The sequence below is a fragment of the Rhizobium sp. 1399 genome (assembly GCF_031455475.1).
GTDB lineage: Bacteria > Pseudomonadota > Alphaproteobacteria > Rhizobiales > Rhizobiaceae > Rhizobium.
This window is the reverse complement of record NZ_JAVDSU010000001.1, coordinates 755,609-773,051: the sequence shown is the minus strand read 5'-3', so window position 1 is coordinate 773,051 and position 17,443 is coordinate 755,609. Positions and strand designations below refer to the sequence as shown.

The following is a 17,443-nucleotide window of genomic DNA, read 5'->3' as shown; positions in this document are numbered from 1 at the left end:
TTCTATACGCTAGATAATCACGCTTTCCGTTGCCGGCGGCGCTTCGGATCGATGCTTTCTCAGGAAATCGATGAGCGCGCGCAGCTTTGCAGGCACCCGCCGGCGATCCGGATAATAGAGTGTTAGGCCGGACAGCGGCGGGCTCCAGTCGGAAAGGATACGAACCAGCCTGCCGTCATCGAGAAAGCGCTCGATATAGCCGTTGATCATGTAGGAAATGCCGATCCCATCGAGTGCTGCTTGGGTCAGTGCAGCGGAATCGTTGAGGATCAGCCGCGGATGGAGCGTAATATCGATGCGTTCGCCATCCTTCTCGAATTCCCAGCGTTCGACCTGGCCGCTCGTCACGAAACGAAAGCCGATGCAATCGTGATGCAGCAGGTCGCGTGGATGTTTCGGTACTCCGCGGCGGCCGAGATATTCCGGCGAGGCGATGACATGGGCGCTGATAGGCGGGCCGATCGGAATGGCCACCATGTCCTTTGCCACCGTCTCTCCGAAGCGGATGCCGGCGTCGAAGCCTTCCGCGACGATATCGTTCATCGAGGCTTCCATCTTCACCTCCACCTGAATGTCGGGATATGCATCCAGAAAATCACGGAGCAGCGGCTGGATGGCGATCATGTAGCCGGCACGGAGCACATTGAGCCGTAAAAGGCCCGCCGGCTTGCCGACATCCGCATCGAGATCCTTGCTGGCGGCAGCAAGTTCATTGAGGGCAGGCAGCACACGCTCCAGATAGCGGCTGCCGGCTTCCGTCAGGCTGACGCTGCGGGTGGTGCGGTTGAAGAGCGGCAGACGCAATCGGCTCTCCAGCTTGCTGATCGTCTGGCTGATGGCCGACGGCGATACGCCAAGCCTAATGGCGGCAGCCGAAAAGCTCTTTTCCTCGGCGACAACGACAAAGGTCACCATGCCGTCAAGCATGTCCTGGCGCATTCCATTCTCCGTTTTCAAGACCGAGATTAATAAGTTTTTCTAAAAAGGTCATTGCCATCTAATGAGCTTATCGAAATTATCTCCGCGGCCTAACTTCCCCTCCACCAACAGCCAGACGGAGTGAAGGCCATGACAACAAGGGCTAGGATCCTTTTCATTACAGGTGTTTCCACCGGTTTCGGCCGCGCCCTTGCGGAGGCTGCCCTCACCGAAGGTCATAAGGTGGTCGGCACTCTTCGCAACGAAGAATCCCGCAAGGCATTCGAGGCGCGGAAGCCCGGCTTTGCTTTCGGCAAACTACTCGATGTCACCGACACCGCCGCGATCGCGCCTGTCGTCGCCGAAATCGAAAAAGAGATCGGCCCGATCGACGTTCTCGTCAACAATGCCGGCTATGGCCATGAAGGCCTCGTCGAGGAATCGAGCATGGAAGATCTGCGCCACCAGTTCGAGGTCAATGTTTTCGGTCCGGTGGCTGTCATGCAGGCGGTACTGCCCTATATGCGCAAGCGCCGCAGTGGGCATATCCTCAATGTCACCTCGATGGGCGGGATCATCACCATGCCAGGCATTGCTTTCTATCATGGCAGCAAGTTTGCCCTCGAGGGCATTTCGGAAAGCCTCGGCAAGGAAGTCAGGAGCTTCGGCATCCATGTGACGGCTGTCGAGCCCGGCGGTTTCCGCACTGATTGGGCCGGCCGCTCGATGGTGCGTGCGGAGCGTTCGATCGAAGATTATGATGAGGTCTTCGAGCCCTTGCGCCAGCGCCGGCTCGAACGCAACGGCAACCAGCCGGGCGACCCCAAAAAGGCCGCGGCCGCGATGCTGACGCTCATTGCATCCGATAATCCGCCGGCCCATCTCTTGCTGGGGCGGGACGCGATCAGCCTCGTTCGTGAGAAACTGGGCTCTCTCAAGAGCGAATTCGACGCCTGGGAGCAAGTCTCCAGCTCCACCGATTTTGAGTGATTTGATTGACCAAGAGAGGAAAATACGATGACTGATTACAACGCAGCGAAATCCGGCACCTTCAAGATTGGTGGCGATATGGAGGTCAACCGCCTCGGTTTCGGCGCCATGCGCATTACCGGCGACGGCATCTGGGGCGATCCCAAGGATCATGCAGAATCGATCCGCACACTGAAACGTCTGCCGGAACTCGGCATCAACTTCATCGATACGGCCGATTCCTATGGTCCCGACGTTTCCGAATGGCTGATCAAGGAAGCGCTTCACCCCTATAAGAAGGGTCTCGTCGTCGCCACCAAGGGCGGCCTCACGCGCCACGGTCCGAATATCTGGCTGCCGCTCGGCCGTCCGGAATATCTGATCCAGCAGGTGCACAAGAGCCTGCGCAATCTCGGCGTCGAGCAGATCGATCTCTGGCAGCTGCACCGCATCGACCCCAAGGTTCCGGCCAAGGAACAATTCGACACCATCAAGTCGCTGCTCGATTCCGGCCTGATCCGTCATGCGGGCCTCAGCGAAGTCTCGGTCTCCGATATCGAAGCCGCTTCCAAGGTCTTCAAGGTCGCAACGGTCCAGAACCGCTACAACCTCGTCGACCGCACCAGCGAGGATGTGCTCGACTATTGCGCAAAGCACAATATCGGCTTCATCCCCTGGTATCCGCTGGCGGCCGGCGATCTCGCCAAGCCGGGCTCGCTGCTCGACACGATCGCCAAGAAGCACAATGCCGCCCCGAGCCAGATCGCGCTGGACTGGGTCCTGAAGCGCAGCCCCGTCATGTTGCCGATTCCCGGCACCTCCAAGGTCAAGCATCTGGAAGAAAACGTCGCGGCCGTAAACATCACGCTGTCGGACGAGGAATTCAAAGCCCTCGATGCCGAAGGCAAGAAGCTCTTCAAGGCTGCCTGATAAACATAAAATCAGTCGTGAAACGGCCGCGGTTTCAGCCGCGGCCGTTTTCGTTTCGCGCCGCGCCGTCATTTCCCGCGCGATATCGAGAAAGGCGCAGCGTTGGTGGCATTTGCCGGTGGCCGGAATGATAGAGGCACAGGCCCGGGGAGGGCGTCCTGCGACATCGGTCCCGACATTTTGTCTTGGACGATCAGGCCTATATCGACTTCATGCGCGAGCATTTTGCCCAATAATTTGACCAGCTGATCAAAGATGCCGCAAAATGAGGCGCAGACGTGACCTCAGGGAGGCAAGCATTGCGTCCAATGCATTGCTGCATTGCGGTATTTTCGCTGTTCCCCATCAAATGAATTGGGTATTAATAATCACGAAGGCAGCGCACTCCTCCTCCCAGCGCTCCTTCATCGGACTGACAACACTCCTCCTCCCAGTTGTCAGTCAGGATCAAGAGCCCGGTGCACCTCCTCCCGCGCCGGGCTCTTTTCTTTTCCGGGTCATGCCTATCCCAAACTTTCGTAAAATTGACTCTCTCGCTGGCCTCGGACTATCTGGAGGCGCGCGGCAAGCGCATGTCGGTGGCTTGGCGCGATGACGCCTGAACCTGCGGAGTAGTCATGATCGGCGGATGCGGCGTTTCGCGCAAAGCCCTCACAGCCCTGCTCGTCCTGTGTATTAGTCTTGCATCCTGCGGGCGGCCGATCGGTGTCATGCAGGCGGCCGGCACGGTTCCTCCGGGCACATCTCGCGTCGATCTGCTGGTTGCCACAACCCGCGCTGCGGACAAGGATCCCGGCGTTCTTTTCTCCGGCGAGCGTGGCACCGGCCTGATGGTCAATGCTGTCGATATCTCCATTCCGCCGGAAGCCAATCGTAAGGTCGGGCAGGTGCAGTGGCCCTCCCGCTTGCCTGCCGACCCGCTCAAGAATTTCGTGACGGTGGCGGTTGATCCACTCGATGGCGAGAAGGCTGGTGAAAACTGGCTGAAGACGCATATGCCTGGGAGCAAGCGTGTCCTCATCTTCGTTCATGGCTTCAACAACCGCTACGAGGACGCGGTCTATCGTTTCGCGCAGATCGTCCACGATTCGCATGCCGATGTTGCGCCCGTCGTTTTCACCTGGCCTTCGCGCGCCAGCATCTTCGACTATAACTACGACAAGGAAAGCACCAACTATTCGCGCGATGCGCTGGAAGAGCTGCTGCGGCGCACGGCCAACAATCCGGCCGTTGGCGACATCACCGTCATGGCCCACTCCATGGGCACGTGGCTGACGGTTGAGGCCCTGCGCCAGATGGCGATCCGCGACGGCCACGTTGCCTCCAAGATCAACAACGTGATCCTTGCCTCACCGGATCTCGATGTCGACGTGTTCGGCCGCCAGTTTATGAGCCTCGGCAAGGACAAGCCGCATTTCACCATCTTCGTCTCCCAGGATGACCGGGCGCTGGCGCTTTCGCGCCGCATCTCCGGCAATGTCGATCGCCTCGGCCAGATCGATCCTTCCGCCGAACCCTATCGCAGCAAGCTGGAAGCGGCTGGCATCACCGTGCTTGACCTTACCAAGCTGAAGACCGGCGATCGCCTGAACCATGGCAAGTTCGCCGAAAGCCCTGAAGTGGTGAAACTCATCGGTGACCGGCTGATCGCCGGCCAGACCATCACCGATTCCGAGGTCGGCCTTGGCGAGGCGGTCGGTGCTGTCGCGATCGGCGCGGCCCAGACCGCCGGCAGCGCGGTCAGCCTTGCAGTCAGCACGCCTATCGCCATTTTCGATCCCCGCACCCGCCGCAACTATGACGACCAGGTGCGCCGTCTCGGCCAGTCAATGAACAATACCGTGGGTTCCGTGGGCGATAGCGTCGGCGCCGGACTGCCGGAAGATGCTCAGTAAAAAATCATAGGCATTCGCTTCGTTGTGATATATCACATCTCCAACGGCATCGACTCTGCCGTGCGGTGGACAAGACATGGCGAATGAAACGAATAAGACGGTAGCCGTCGTCGGCGCCGGTGTGATCGGCGCTTCGATTGCTTTCGAACTGCAGCGGCGCGGCTTTCAAGTAACGCTGATCGACAAGGGTGAGCCGGGCAGGGGAACCTCCTACGGCAATATGGCGAGCATCGCGCTCGACTTTGCAGCCGGATCCGGTCCGTCGACCTGGAAGAAGCTGCCGCGCTGGTTGATCGATCCGGAAGGCCCGGTCTGGCTGCGGCCAGGCTATGCGCCGAAAATCCTGCCCTGGTTCCTGCGCTTCCTCGCTGCCGGTCGTCCCTCGCGCCTGAGGGAGATCGAGGATGCGGGTATGAGCCTCTCCAGGATCGCGCTCGGCGATTTCCGTGCCATGCTCGATGCCATCGGGGCGCCTGAGCTGATGACCGACGAAGGCTGCCTGGCGATCTACGAGACGGAAGCCGAATTCGATGCCGATCGCGGCCATCTCGAGCTGATGCGGCGTTACGGCCTGGATTTCGAAGTGCTGAGCAATGGTGCGATCCAGTATTACGAGCCGACGCTGTCGCCGAAAGTCGCCAAAGCCGTGCTGATGCCGGACAACAAGTCGATCCGCGATCCCTATAAGCTCGTCGTCAAGCTTGCCGATGCCGCCAATGCTGCCGGCGCCACTTTCGTCTCAGGTCAGGCAAAGGGCGTGGAGCGCAAGGCTGACGGCAAGACCGTTGTCCTTCTCGACAATGGCAGCCGTATCGAAGCCGATAAGGTTATCCTCGCAGCCGGCGTCCACACGCGCTTTCTCGCGGAAGGCCTCGGCGAGCCGATTCCGCTTGAAACCGAGCGCGGCTATCATACGCAAATCATGCAACCCGGTATTTCCATGCGCTATTCGGTCATCTGGCCGCATCGCGCCTTCATGGTCACGCCGACGGCGGGCGGCATCCGTGTCGGCGGCAATGTCGAGCTCGCCGGCCTGACGGCCGCGCCCGATTTCCGTCGTCCGCGCGTGCTCGTGCGCCATGCGCAGCGCATCCTGCCCGATCTCAAGGTTCAGGACACCAGCGAATGGATGGGGCACCGCCCGGCGCTGCCGGATACGATCCCGATCATCTCGCCCTCATCGAAAATGCCTGGCGTCTTCTATGCCACTGGCCACGGCCATCTCGGCCTGACCTATTCGGCAACGACAGCGCGGCTGATCGCGGATATGGTGGCAGGCGTTAAAACGTCAGTTGATATCAAGCCATTCCGCATCAACAGGTACTAAGGACTGGTCATGGCCGGGGCCTTCGTCACCCGCAAAAATATCCGCGTCGATGGCGGCATCGCGCGTCACGTCCGATTTGGAGTTTGAAAGATGAGATGGAAGCGCACGATCCAGCTTCTGGATGTTCATGCCGAAGGTGAAATCGGCAAGGTGGCGATCGGCGGCGTGCCGAAGATTCCGGGCGAGACGGTTGCCGCCCAGCTTCACTGGCTGAACACCGACCCCAAGGGGCAGGAGCTTCGCCGCTTCCTCTGCCTCGAGCCGCGCGGTGCACCGATCGGCTCCGTCAACCTGTTGCTGCCGCCGAAGCATCCGGACGCGGATGCGGCCTTCATCATCTTGCAGCCTGATCAGGCACATGCGAGCTCCGGCTCGAACTCCATTTGTGTCACGACCGCTCTCCTGGAATCCGGCATCGTCGAGATGAAGGAGCCGGAAACCATCGTCACGCTGGAAACCGCAGCCGGTCTGGTGAAGGCGACGGCCACTTGCCGCGACGGTCGCTGCGAGAAGGTGAAACTCACCATGGTGCCGTCCTTCGTCCACGAGCTTGATGTCGAGATCGACACCCCGCATTGGGGAAAGATCAAGGCCGACATCTGCTATGGCGGCATCTTCTATGCGCTGGTCGATGTCGGCCAGATCAACCTGACGATCGAGAAGGCCAATGCCGCAGCACTGGTGCAGGCCGGCATGATCCTCAAAGAGCTGATCAATCGCAATATCCACGTTGTGCATCCGGAAATCCCGGCAATCTCGGGCGTCGCCTATGTCATGTTCCGCGATATCGAGACCGATGGCACGGTGCGCACCTGCACGACCATGTGGCCGGGACGCGCCGACCGGTCGCCCTGCGGTACAGGCAATTCGGCCAATCTCGCGACCCTCTACGCCCGCGGAAAGGCCAAGGTCGGCGATGTCTTCAAGTCGAAGTCGATCATCGGCTCGGAATTCGAGGTCGGTCTGCAGGGAGTGACGGAAGTCGCCGGCAAACCGGCTGTCATCCCGACGATCACCGGCCGCGGCTTCACCTTCGGCCTGTCGCAGGTCGCACTCGACCCCTTCGATCCGCATCCCCTCGGCTTTGCGCTGACGGATGTCTGGGGGCCGTCGGCCGGCGAGATCTAGAGCAATTCCAGCAAAAGCGCGCAGCGGTTTTGTGTCTGGAATTGCTCTGCGGCAGACCTCAATAGACGAAGGGATCGACTTCGGCCTTGACGGGGTCGTCATCAGCCGAGGGATAGATTACGCCCTTGCGCAGGATGATATTGGCATAGAGCCGCGGCTCACTGGTCTGGATGACAGCATGGGCCGCCCGCACGCGGCCATAGAAATCCTGCCCGACGAGTGGAATGACCTCGCGATCCGGCTCGTGCTTGGCGCAACAGGCGATCATTTCCTCGTGCACCGGATCGAGCTTGTCGCGCTCGGCCTTCACGGTCGAGCGGAAGATCGCTTCGTCCACAAAGTCGTCGATCGGCAGCACGCTCAAAACGGCATCAAGAACCGGGATGAGATGGTGCCCGTCGAGCCGAATCAGCCGCCGCGCATGCTCGATACCCGGATAGTTGCCGTCGACGATGGCGATTTCATCGCCATGGCCCATGCCGCGCAACGTCGCGAGCAGGTCCGGGCTCAGCAGCGGGTCAAGCCCTTTCAGCATTGTCGATCTCCTTGAAAAGCACATTCTGGTCTGTGAGATAACGCGCAAAGATCGGCAGGCTGGCGCCGCCGATGGCGCGCGCCTGTGCGCCGACCACGCCTTCGACGATATCGGGCATGACGACGCCTTGCAGGTCGAGCTTTTCAGCTTCGTAGATCGTCGCCTGCACGATGCGCCGGCGCACCCAGTCGGGAAAGCCGCCATCGATGACAGCGGCACTGAAGTCGATGATCGAGGCGGCAGCCACGATCGCCTGTGCCAGCGCCTTGGCCGTATCCTGGATCCAGGCCTCCATCGGCTCGCCGAAATCCACCCAGTCATCGGCTGAATACCAGAGGGGCGAAGGATCTATGTCGCGCTCGCGCAGCATGTTTTCCAGCACGAAGATGGAAGCGATCTCCAGAAGCTGCAGTGTCTCGCCGTTCTTGCCGCGCACAGGCAGCGGACCGATGGCTCCTGCCGTTCCCGTCTTGCCGGAAAAGATCGCTGAATTCAGCACGATCCCGCCACCGATGAAGGAGCCGATGAAGAAATAGACGAAATCCGGATAGGACGGACCGATGCCGAACACCAGTTCTGCACCGCAGGCGCTGGTCGCGTCGTTCTGCAGGAAGACCTGATAGGATACCTGCGTGGCGATTTCTGACTGCAGGTCGAAATCGCGCCAGACCTCCATCGCGCCCTCGGGTGCGCCTACTTCATCGGCCCAGTTCCAAAGCTCGAAGGGCGCCGCGATGCCGAGGCCGGCGATGCGGCTGCGCTCACGCTCGTCGAGCTTGCCTTCCAGCTCCTTGATCCCGTGGGTCACGAAAGACAGGATCTCGTCGGGCAGGGGATAGGCATAGATTCTGTGCAGCTGCAGCCGAATTCTGCCGACGAAATCCATCAATACGAGGTCGGCGCTCCGTCGGCCGATCTTCACGCCGAAGGAATAGACGGCATCCGGATTGAGCCGCATGGGTATGGATGGCTGGCCGACGCGACCGCGGATGGGCTCGCCACGCGAAAGCAGCCCTTCCTTCTCCAGCACCCGCATGATGACGGAGACGGTCTGGGCAGACAGCCCGCTACGACGTGCGATATCGGCCTTCGACAGGGCGCCGTAGAGGCGCACCAGCGACAGCACGAGCCGTTCGTTATAGGCGCGCACCCTGATCTGGTTCGCGCCTCCGGACGGATTCAGAATTGGCAGTGGGGCCGGCATGGAATCCGGACCATCCAAGGACGACATTGGCCACTCCTCCCGATTAACGGCCTATGCCCGATTTCCCGCCAGCATGCCACATCGAATTAATAATTCAATTGGATTTATTTATTGACAAGCAGTTTTCTTTCGCTCTTAATTACCAGCGTCAAGGGCACGGGACGGCTTTTGGAGGGGGCTGATGTCACATTCCGCAAGTCTCGCCGTGCATGAATTCCGGCACCGCCTTGGGGGCGGGCCGGCTAATCTCTGGGAGGAGTTCATGAAGAAATCAGTTCTCGCTTTCGGCGCTCTCGCGCTCGGCGTCGCCTTTTCCGCTCCGGCGATGGCGGCAGATGTTTCTGCATGCCTGATCACCAAGACCGACACCAACCCCTTCTTCGTCAAGATGAAGGAAGGGGCGACGGCCAAGGCCAAGGAACTCGGCGTTTCGCTGAAGTCCTATGCCGGCAAGATCGATGGCGACAGCGAAAGCCAGGTCGCGGCGATCGAAAGCTGCATTGCTGACGGCGCAAAGGGCATCCTGCTCACCGCTTCCGACACCAAGGGCATCGTCTCTTCGGTTAAGAAAGCGCGTGATGCAGGTCTGCTGGTCATCGCGCTCGACACGCCGCTCGAGCCGGCCGATGCCGCCGACGCCACCTTCGCCACCGACAACCTGCTCGCCGGCAAGCTGATCGGCCAGTGGGCCAAGGAAACGCTCGGCGACAAGGCCAAGGACGCCAAGGTCGGCTTCCTCGACCTGACGCCGTCGCAGCCGACGGTCGACGTTCTGCGCGACCAGGGCTTCATGATCGGCTTCGGCATCGACCCGAAGAACCCGAACAAGATCGGCGATGAAGATGATAAGCGCATCGTCGGCCATGACGTGACGAACGGCAACGAGGAAGGCGGCCGCAAGGCCATGGAAAACCTTCTGCAGAAGGATCCTGGCATCAACGTCATCCACACGATCAACGAACCGGCTGCAGTCGGTGCCTATCAGGCACTGAAGGCCGTCGGTATGGAAAAGAACGTGCTGATCGTATCGGTCGACGGCGGTTGCCCGGGTGTCAAGTCGGTCAAGGAAGGCGTCATCGGCGCCACCTCGCAGCAATATCCGCTGCTGATGGCGTCGCTCGGCATCGAGGCGATCAAGAAGTTCGCCGACAGCGGTGAAAAGCCGAAGCCGACTGAAGGCAAGTCCTTCTTCGACACCGGCGTCTCCCTCGTCACCGACAAGCCGGTCTCCGGCGTCAAGTCGATCGACACGAAGGAAGGCACGGACAAGTGCTGGGGCTAAGCCCTGCCTGAATAAGTGCAGAGTGGCCGGGGCTTGATCCCCGGCCGTTTTGGGCGGACCATATGCCGTCGCCCGACAAACCGGCTGAACAAAGACCGGAAAACGATCGGCGACGGCTTTCGCGTGAGTTCGGCGCGCGGCTGCGAAGGAGGAACAATGACCGGAGCACAGGAATTTGAACGCGTCCTCGACGAAAGCGACAAGAGCGTCGCCTCGTTCGAGCACGAGAGTGTCTCGCTGATAAAGCGCGCGCAGCATTTTCTGCACTCGACACCGGCCGCCGTGCCGCTGATCGTGCTGATATTGTCGATCGTTATCTTCGGATTGGCGATCGGCGGACGGTTCTTCTCGTCCTATACGCTGACGCTCATCCTGCAGCAGATCGCCATCGTCGGTATTCTGGGAGCTGGCCAGACGCTGGTCATCCTGACCGCCGGCATCGATCTGTCGATCGGCGTCATCATGGTCATCTCGGCCGTCATCATGGGCAATGTGGCCATCACCTATGGCATCCCGACACCGATCGCTGTTATCGCCGGCCTCATCGTCGGTGGCCTCTGCGGATTGCTGAACGGGTTCCTCGTCGCCTTCATGAAGCTGCCGCCGTTCATCGTGACACTCGGCACGTGGAATATCGTCATGGCGACGAATTTTATCTATTCCGCCAATGAGACGATCCGCGATACCGATGTCGACGAACAGGCGCCGCTGCTCCATCTCTTCGCCACAAGCTTCAAGCTTGGCAGCGCAGTGCTGACCCTCGGCGTGATCGCCATGGTGCTGCTCGTCGTGCTGCTCTGGTATGTCCTCAATCACACCGCCTGGGGCCGGCATGTCTATGCCGTCGGCGATGATCCGGAAGCTGCCAAGCTCTCCGGCATCCAGACCAAGAAGGTGCTGCTGACCGTTTACACTATATCCGGCGTCATCGCTGCCTTCGCCGCCTGGGTCTCGATCGGCCGCAACGGCTCGATTTCTCCGTCTTCGGCCGTCACGGACTATAACCTCCAGGCAATCACCGCGACTGTTATCGGCGGCATCTCGTTGTTCGGCGGCCGTGGCTCCATTCTCGGCACGCTCTTCGGCACCATGATCGTCGGCGTCGTGTCGATGGGGCTCAACATGCTCGGCGCCGACCCACAATGGAAAGTCCTGCTGACAGGCGTGCTGATCATTGCCGCCGTCGCTATCGATCAGTGGATCAGAAAGGTTTCGGTGTGATCATGGCTGGCGAACCCATTCTCACCGCCCGCGGCCTCGTCAAGCGTTATGGACGTGTGACAGCGCTCGATAACGCCGATTTCGACCTCTATCCGGGCGAAATCCTTGCCGTCATCGGCGACAACGGCGCCGGCAAATCCTCGCTCATCAAGGCGATATCGGGCGCAATCACGCCCGATGACGGGGTGATCACCCTGGAAGGCCGGCAGGTACAGTTCAGATCGCCGATGGAAGCGCGCGACGCGGGCATCGAAACCGTCTATCAGAACCTCGCCCTTTCGCCGGCACTGTCGATCGCCGACAATATGTTCCTCGGCCGCGAGATCCGCAAACCGGGTCCGCTCGGCTCCTGGTTCCGCATGCTCGACCGTCCGACGATGGAAAAGCAGGCACGCAGCAAGCTTTCCGAACTCGGCCTGATGACCATCCAGAATATCAACCAGGCAGTGGAAACGCTCTCCGGCGGCCAGCGTCAGGGCGTGGCCGTTGCCCGTGCCGCTGCCTTCGGCTCAAAGGTCATCATCATGGACGAGCCGACTGCCGCTCTCGGCGTCAAGGAAAGCCGCCGAGTGCTGGAACTCATCCTCGACGTGCGCGCCCGCGGCATTCCGATCGTGCTCATCTCGCATAACATGCCGCATGTCTTCGAGGTGGCGGACCGCATCCATATCCATCGCCTTGGGCGCCGCTTGACGGTCATCAACCCCAAGGAATACACGATGTCCGATGCCGTCGCCTTCATGACCGGCGCCAAGGCGGTCCCTGCGGAGCCAGTCGCTGCATGAATGCAAGAATAGACGAAATTGTCGGCGAGGTTCTAAACCGCGCCGGCAACACGAGGCGCTTTCTCATCGCGATCGCCGGGCCGCCCGGCGCCGGCAAATCCACCATGGCCGACAATGTCGCCAGCGCCCTGAAGGCCAAGGGCGAGAGTGTCTCGGTGCTTCCCATGGATGGCTTCCATATGGACAACGCCATTCTCATCGAGCGTGGTCTGCTGGCCCGCAAGGGCATTCCGGAAACCTTCGATGTGCGCGGCTTCCTCGATATCGTCAAAGCCGTGCGTCCCGCCGATCAGGAGGTCCTCGTTCCCGTCTTCGACCGTTCGCGTGAGCTTGCCATCGCCTCCGCCCGGCCGATCGATCCCCAGGACCGCTTCATCATCATCGAGGGCAACTATCTGCTCTTCACGCTGGGCAAATGGGCCGAACTCGACGGTATCTTCGATTACACGATCATGCTCGCCCCGCCGATGGAGGTGCTGGAAGAGCGCCTCTGGGATCGCTGGCGCGGCTACAAGCTGACTGAGGAAGAAGCGAGCGCCAAAGTCTATGGCAACGACCTGCCGAACGGTCGCCTCATCCTCGAAAATCGCCGGCCTGCAGACATCACATTGGAAATCGCGCTGGCCTGAACAGTTGTTTCCGTACCGGTGTTGATGCTATCGAGGCGAAACCCGCATCGCTTCGGAGGCTCCCATGCAATCGATCACAATCCGCCGTCCTGACGACTGGCATCTGCATCTGCGCGACGGCGCCATGCTGGAAGGTGTGATCGGGGATACGAGCAGCACCTTTGCGCGCGCCATCATCATGCCGAACCTGGTGCCACCCGTCGTCACGACATCAGATGCGACCGCCTATCGCGAGCGCATCATGAAGGCGCTTCCGGCTGGCCATCGCTTCCAGCCGCTGATGACGCTCTATCTCACCGAGAATACGAGCCCCGATGACGTGGAAGAGGGAAAGAAGAGCGGCCTCATCACCGCCGTGAAACTCTATCCCGCCGGCGCCACGACGAATTCACACGGTGGTGTGCGCGACATGGAAAAGGCCATGCCGGTGCTGGAGCGCATGGCCAGGATCGGCCTGCCGCTCTGCGTTCATGGCGAGGTGACGACACCTGATGTCGATATCTTCGATCGTGAGGCCGTCTTCATCGAGACGGTGCTCGACCCGCTGCGCAAGCGCCTGCCGGAGCTGAAGGTGACGATGGAACATGTCACGACCGCCGATGGCATCGACTACATCAAGTCGGCCAAGGCCAATCTCGCGGGCTCTATCACCACCCATCACCTGATCATCAACCGCAACGCCATCCTCGTCGGCGGCATTCGCCCGCATTATTACTGCCTGCCGGTCGCAAAACGCGAGAACCACAGGCTGGCGCTGCGGGCCGCGGCGACGAGCGGCGATGCTAGGTTCTTCCTCGGCACGGATTCAGCGCCCCATGTCGACCCGCTCAAGGAATGCGCCTGCGGCTGCGCGGGGATCTATACCTCGATCAATACGATGAGCTGCCTTGCCCATGTGTTCGAGCAGGATAGTGCGCTCGACAGGTTGGAGGCCTTTGCCTCCCTGAATGGCCCGGCCTGGTATGGGCTGGCGCCCAACGAGGAACGTATCACGCTGGAGCGGCAGGCCGAACCCGTGGTCTTCCCCGCCAGGATTGAGACCGGCGCCGGTCCGGTTACCGTCTTCGATCCGATGTTTGCACTGCATTGGCAGATCAAAGCCTGAGAAAAGACGTTGCGGGCTTAAATATTATTCTTCTTATAGTTGCTGCCGAATGTTGAATTTATAACGCCCGGCTGCGAAATCCATGTTTTTTTAACGGAATGCGTAAGACATTCGTCAGCAATGACGAGATAGATTTCAGAACGTTATCGGCGCGGCAAGAGCCGCGGAGATTTAAAGCATGATGCTTGACTATAATTCATTGCTGCTGGCGCTTGGCGTTTCAGCAAGCTGCCTTGCTGTGACGCTCACGGGAAGTTGGCTCGCGCGCCGGGCCGAAACCTTTCTTCTCACCGGCGCATTCGGCCTCGTTCTCGTTGTCGCCGGCATTTTTGCCTATGCCTTCTATGTAGAACAGCCCGAGCGCATGCTTGGTGTCGGCAATTTCGTGCTGTTTCACGCGGGTTTCGCGACCATCTGGGGCGCTGGCTATCAGTTCCGCACCGGCAGGCTCCCAATATCAGGCATCGTCGTCCGTGCACTTGTCGCCATGGCCACATCCGTTCCGCCGATGATCGCCGGGCTGGATGGTCTGGCCTTCATGGCCGATAATCTCGCTATCGCCTTCCTGCTCTTCGCGACCGCCTGGCAATATTGGCTCGACCGCGCCGAAGCACCTGCGCCTATATCAGGCATTACCGCCCTCTACACATTGACGGCGATTTCCTTCGTTCTCTGTGCCGCCGTGTTGATCTGGGATGGCAAACTGGTGCTCGGGGCCGCCCCCAGCAATTGGGCGGAAGACCTGAGCCTTGCCATATGCATTGCCGGCATGACCGGCATCGGCGCCCTGTCGCTGGCGCTGCATCAATGGCGGCTTGCCGCCCGTCACCGCATGGATGCGATCACCGATCCGCTGACCGGCCTGCTGAACCGCCGCGCTCTGTTCGATCAATATGGCGTCCGCACCATGGGCGTTTCGACCGCCGTCATCGTCTTCGACATCGATCATTTCAAATCAGTCAACGACCGCTATGGCCATGCGGCCGGTGATCATGTCCTGAAGGTCTTTGCAGGCGAACTCTCGGCCAATTGCCGTAGCGGCGATACGGCCGCCCGCCTCGGCGGTGAGGAATTCGCGCTCGTGCTGAAGGAAATCATGCCCGGCCGCGCCGAGCTTGCCGCTGAGCGCATCCGCAAGGCTTTCGAGGAGCGCGATATCTATATCGACGATGAGGTGCTGAAATGCACCGTCAGTGTCGGTGTTGCACCTGGTCGCTCCAAGCCGCTGGATTTCGATGCCATGCTGGGGGAGGCTGACAAGGCGCTCTATGTCGCAAAACGCGCCGGCCGCAATCGTGTCGAACTCGCCAGCCACCTGCATTCGGTACCGTCAGGGGATGCGCGATCGGCCTCTTGATCCTTCTCCTGACCTTTCGTAAGCTCACAGCCGGCCGGATGCAGCCAGCCGCCCCGCGATGCGCAAGCATTATGGTGAAGGCATCCAAATCCAGTTTCACATCCTTGCTCTTGGCAATCGATGGCGAACGGGTCAGCAGACGCGGGCACTGATCTTCCTGTTTGCCGCCAACGGAGAAGGATGAACCATGCGCGATTTTCGCGATGCCAAGCTTATGGCAAAAACCCTGCGTCAGGCGCTTGCCGACCGCGATATTTCCCTCACCCATAGCGAAACCCTGGAGATTGTCGCCAGACAATTCGGCTTCGACCAGTGGAATATTCTCTCCGCAAAACTGGATGACACCAAAGGCGTAAAATCGGCTGTAGGCATCGAGCCACCGGTGCCGATCTTCCGCATCTTCTCTGTCGAAAAAGCCATGGAATTTTATTGCGGCTTCCTGGGCTTCACGCTCGACTGGGAGCACCGTTTCGGCGAGAACTCCCCGCTTTATTGCCAGGTCTCGCGTGAAAGCATGCAATTACATCTGAGCGAGCATTCCGGCGATGCCAGCCCCGGCGCCCGAGCCTTCGTGCGGGTGAAGGATATCAGCGCCTACCAGGCCGAACTCGCCGCCAAGAACTACCGCTATATGAACCCGGGCATCGAGGAAGCGCCCTGGGGCCTCGAAATGGGCGTCATCGATCCCTTCAACAACCGCATCACCTTCTGCCAACAGAACTGAGCAATTACAGCAAAACTGTGCAGCGGTTCTGCGTCGGGAATTGCGTGAAAACAAAGGAAGGGCGGAGGGCATTGCCTCCGCCCTTTTCAGATCAGCATCAGCGCACGGACGAACGCGACCGAGGCCAGCAGCGAGGCGATGGTGCGCACATGGTTCCACCAGGTCCAGTCCCTGAGATAGGTCATCCAGAGCTGCACCGCTTCTGGCCCGTTGCCGCTGACTTTCGCCAGCGCGTCGTTCATCGGCACGTTGAAGACGATGGTCGAGAGGAAGGACGCGATGACATAGAGTGCCGCGCCGGCCAGCATCATAGAAGAGGCGCCGCCGCGCCAGTTTATGAAGGCGAGCACTGCGATCACGACGCAGAGGATCGCCGTCGGCACGAAAAGTAGCATGAAGGGCGAGCGCACGATGGTCACGTTGATGGAATTCATCGCAGCAATGCCCTGCTCGGCCGGGATGCGCGAAAAGGCTGTTATGATGAAGGTGGAGAAGGCAAAGAAGATGCCGGCGACAAGGCCGCTGCCGATCGCTGCCGCAATGAGGGAAATGACGAGAACGATCTGCATGGTCAGGCGCTCCACAATCCGGTTGCCGCGGTCTCCCGCGCATATTGGCTGAAATCCCTTGCCGGGCGGCCGAGTATCTCTGTCACACCACCCATCACTTCAGAATTGCGCCCATCGAGCACCTGTCCGAAGAGTTCTTCCAGAAGTGCCACGATCGGCTCGGGCATTCCTGCAGCGGCAAGCCCGTCCTTGAAATCCGCCATCGATACCTGCCCATATTCTATCGGACGGTCCGCGGCTGCGGCAATCTCGGCAACGGCTTCGCGGAAGGTCAGGGCGCGAGGGCCGGTCAGTTCATAGATCTTGTTGCGATGCCTGATATCGGTGAGTGCTGCCACTGCCGCATCGGCAATGTCATCGGCATCGATGAAGGGTTCCCTGATATCGCCAGCCGGCAGCTCCAGCCTGCCGGCAATGAGGGGCCCCACGAAAGCGCCCTCGCTGAAATTCTGGCAGAACCAGGAGGCGCGCAGAATCGTGTAGTCGATCCCCGCTGCCTTGAGCGCTTCCTCGCTCCGCTGCGCCCCTTCTTCGCCGCGGCCGGAAAGCAGCACGATATGCTGCAACCCGCACTCCCTTGCGAGCTTTGAAAGCACTTCGATGGCCTCTGCCGCCCAGGAGACGGAAAGGTCCGGCTGGAAGGCGACATAGGCGCTCGTTGCACCCGTGAGCGCACTGCGCCAGGTCGCGCGATCCTCCCAGTCGAAGGCCGGTATCGTGGAGCGGGACGCCTTGCGCATGTTAAGTCCCAACTTTTCCAGCCTGTCGGCAATGCGACCCCCGGTTTTTCCCGATCCGCCGATCAGAACGATTTCGGAATTCTGCATATCGAAACTCCTCCTCGGTTTAAAACAAGAGAAACTCT

At 60.2% G+C, this 17,443-nt stretch carries 17 protein-coding genes; 12 read left to right on the top strand and 5 right to left on the bottom strand.

Translation table 11 applies throughout. From position 1 onward, the window contains the following. Positions 1 to 9: 9 nt before the first annotated feature. Positions 10 to 939, bottom strand: a complete 930-nt coding sequence (locus tag J2X71_RS04000; protein ID WP_310379139.1) for a LysR family transcriptional regulator — start codon at positions 937 to 939, stop codon at positions 10 to 12. Between the two features lie 129 nt (positions 940 to 1,068). Between J2X71_RS04000 and J2X71_RS03995 the strand changes: the two genes are divergently transcribed. The 5 genes from J2X71_RS03995 (at position 1,069) to J2X71_RS03975 (ending at position 7,167) form a co-directional block, all read left to right on the top strand. Further along, positions 1,069 to 1,908: an oxidoreductase gene (locus J2X71_RS03995; protein WP_310379137.1), complete on the top strand. Its 840-nt coding sequence runs from the start codon at positions 1,069 to 1,071 to the stop codon at positions 1,906 to 1,908. A gap of 27 nt (positions 1,909 to 1,935) precedes the next feature. Continuing rightward, a complete protein-coding gene (locus J2X71_RS03990) occupies positions 1,936 to 2,817 on the top strand; it encodes an aldo/keto reductase (protein WP_310379134.1) in 882 nt (293 codons plus the stop codon). Between the two features lie 617 nt (positions 2,818 to 3,434). Next, positions 3,435 to 4,712 carry an alpha/beta hydrolase gene (locus tag J2X71_RS03985; protein ID WP_310379132.1) on the top strand — a complete coding sequence of 426 codons (1,278 nt, stop codon included), beginning with the start codon at positions 3,435 to 3,437 and terminating at the stop codon, positions 4,710 to 4,712. Between the two features lie 76 nt (positions 4,713 to 4,788). Beyond that, positions 4,789 to 6,039 carry an FAD-binding oxidoreductase gene (locus J2X71_RS03980; protein ID WP_310379129.1) on the top strand — a complete coding sequence of 417 codons (1,251 nt, stop codon included), beginning with the start codon at positions 4,789 to 4,791 and terminating at the stop codon, positions 6,037 to 6,039. Positions 6,040 to 6,129: 90 nt separating this feature from the next. Next, positions 6,130 to 7,167, top strand: a complete 1,038-nt coding sequence (locus J2X71_RS03975; protein ID WP_310379127.1) for a 4-hydroxyproline epimerase — start codon at positions 6,130 to 6,132, stop codon at positions 7,165 to 7,167. Positions 7,168 to 7,225: 58 nt separating this feature from the next. Here the strand turns inward: J2X71_RS03975 and J2X71_RS03970 are convergent, their stop codons facing one another. Together J2X71_RS03970 and J2X71_RS03965 are read right to left on the bottom strand one after the other, a co-directional pair. Continuing rightward, entirely contained in the window at positions 7,226 to 7,702 is a 477-nt protein-coding gene (locus J2X71_RS03970; protein WP_113322873.1) for an RbsD/FucU domain-containing protein, read from the bottom strand. Further along, on the bottom strand, positions 7,686 to 8,933 hold the full coding sequence (locus J2X71_RS03965) for an ROK family transcriptional regulator (RefSeq protein WP_310379122.1): 1,248 nt from the start codon (positions 8,931 to 8,933) through the stop codon (positions 7,686 to 7,688). The genes J2X71_RS03970 and J2X71_RS03965 overlap by 17 nt, the downstream gene beginning before the upstream one ends. Before the next feature lie 235 nt (positions 8,934 to 9,168). Here J2X71_RS03965 and J2X71_RS03960 point away from each other — a divergent pair, with 235 nt between their 5' ends. The 7 genes from J2X71_RS03960 (at position 9,169) to J2X71_RS03930 (ending at position 16,009) form a co-directional block, all read left to right on the top strand. After that, positions 9,169 to 10,188 (top strand): sugar ABC transporter substrate-binding protein, encoded by a 1,020-nt coding sequence (locus tag J2X71_RS03960; RefSeq protein ID WP_037071865.1) that lies wholly within the window; start codon positions 9,169 to 9,171, stop codon positions 10,186 to 10,188. 156 nt (positions 10,189 to 10,344) lie between these two features. Next, complete coding sequence (locus J2X71_RS03955) at positions 10,345 to 11,409, top strand: ABC transporter permease (protein WP_113322875.1); 1,065 nt, start codon at positions 10,345 to 10,347, stop codon at positions 11,407 to 11,409. A 2-nt stretch (positions 11,410 to 11,411) separates the two neighbouring features. Beyond that, entirely contained in the window at positions 11,412 to 12,194 is a 783-nt protein-coding gene (locus tag J2X71_RS03950; RefSeq protein ID WP_113322876.1) for an ATP-binding cassette domain-containing protein, read from the top strand. After that, the gene (locus J2X71_RS03945; protein ID WP_113322877.1) at positions 12,191 to 12,823 is read left to right on the top strand and encodes a nucleoside triphosphate hydrolase; all 633 of its coding nucleotides are present in this window, start codon (positions 12,191 to 12,193) and stop codon (positions 12,821 to 12,823) included. Before J2X71_RS03950 ends, J2X71_RS03945 begins: the two co-directional genes overlap by 4 nt. Before the next feature lie 64 nt (positions 12,824 to 12,887). Continuing rightward, complete coding sequence (gene pyrC, locus J2X71_RS03940; protein ID WP_113322878.1) at positions 12,888 to 13,928, top strand: dihydroorotase; 1,041 nt, start codon at positions 12,888 to 12,890, stop codon at positions 13,926 to 13,928. A 178-nt stretch (positions 13,929 to 14,106) separates the two neighbouring features. Next, a complete protein-coding gene (locus J2X71_RS03935; protein WP_310379114.1) occupies positions 14,107 to 15,285 on the top strand; it encodes a GGDEF domain-containing protein in 1,179 nt (392 codons plus the stop codon). Positions 15,286 to 15,472: 187 nt separating this feature from the next. Then, positions 15,473 to 16,009: a glyoxalase superfamily protein gene (locus J2X71_RS03930; protein WP_310379112.1), complete on the top strand. Its 537-nt coding sequence runs from the start codon at positions 15,473 to 15,475 to the stop codon at positions 16,007 to 16,009. Between the two features lie 86 nt (positions 16,010 to 16,095). Here J2X71_RS03930 and J2X71_RS03925 read toward each other — a convergent pair whose 3' ends face one another. Together J2X71_RS03925 and J2X71_RS03920 are read right to left on the bottom strand one after the other, a co-directional pair. After that, positions 16,096 to 16,578 (bottom strand): anthrone oxygenase family protein, encoded by a 483-nt coding sequence (locus J2X71_RS03925; RefSeq protein ID WP_310379110.1) that lies wholly within the window; start codon positions 16,576 to 16,578, stop codon positions 16,096 to 16,098. A gap of 2 nt (positions 16,579 to 16,580) precedes the next feature. Next, positions 16,581 to 17,405 carry an NmrA family transcriptional regulator gene (locus tag J2X71_RS03920; protein ID WP_310379105.1) on the bottom strand — a complete coding sequence of 275 codons (825 nt, stop codon included), beginning with the start codon at positions 17,403 to 17,405 and terminating at the stop codon, positions 16,581 to 16,583. Positions 17,406 to 17,443 lie beyond the last annotated feature (38 nt).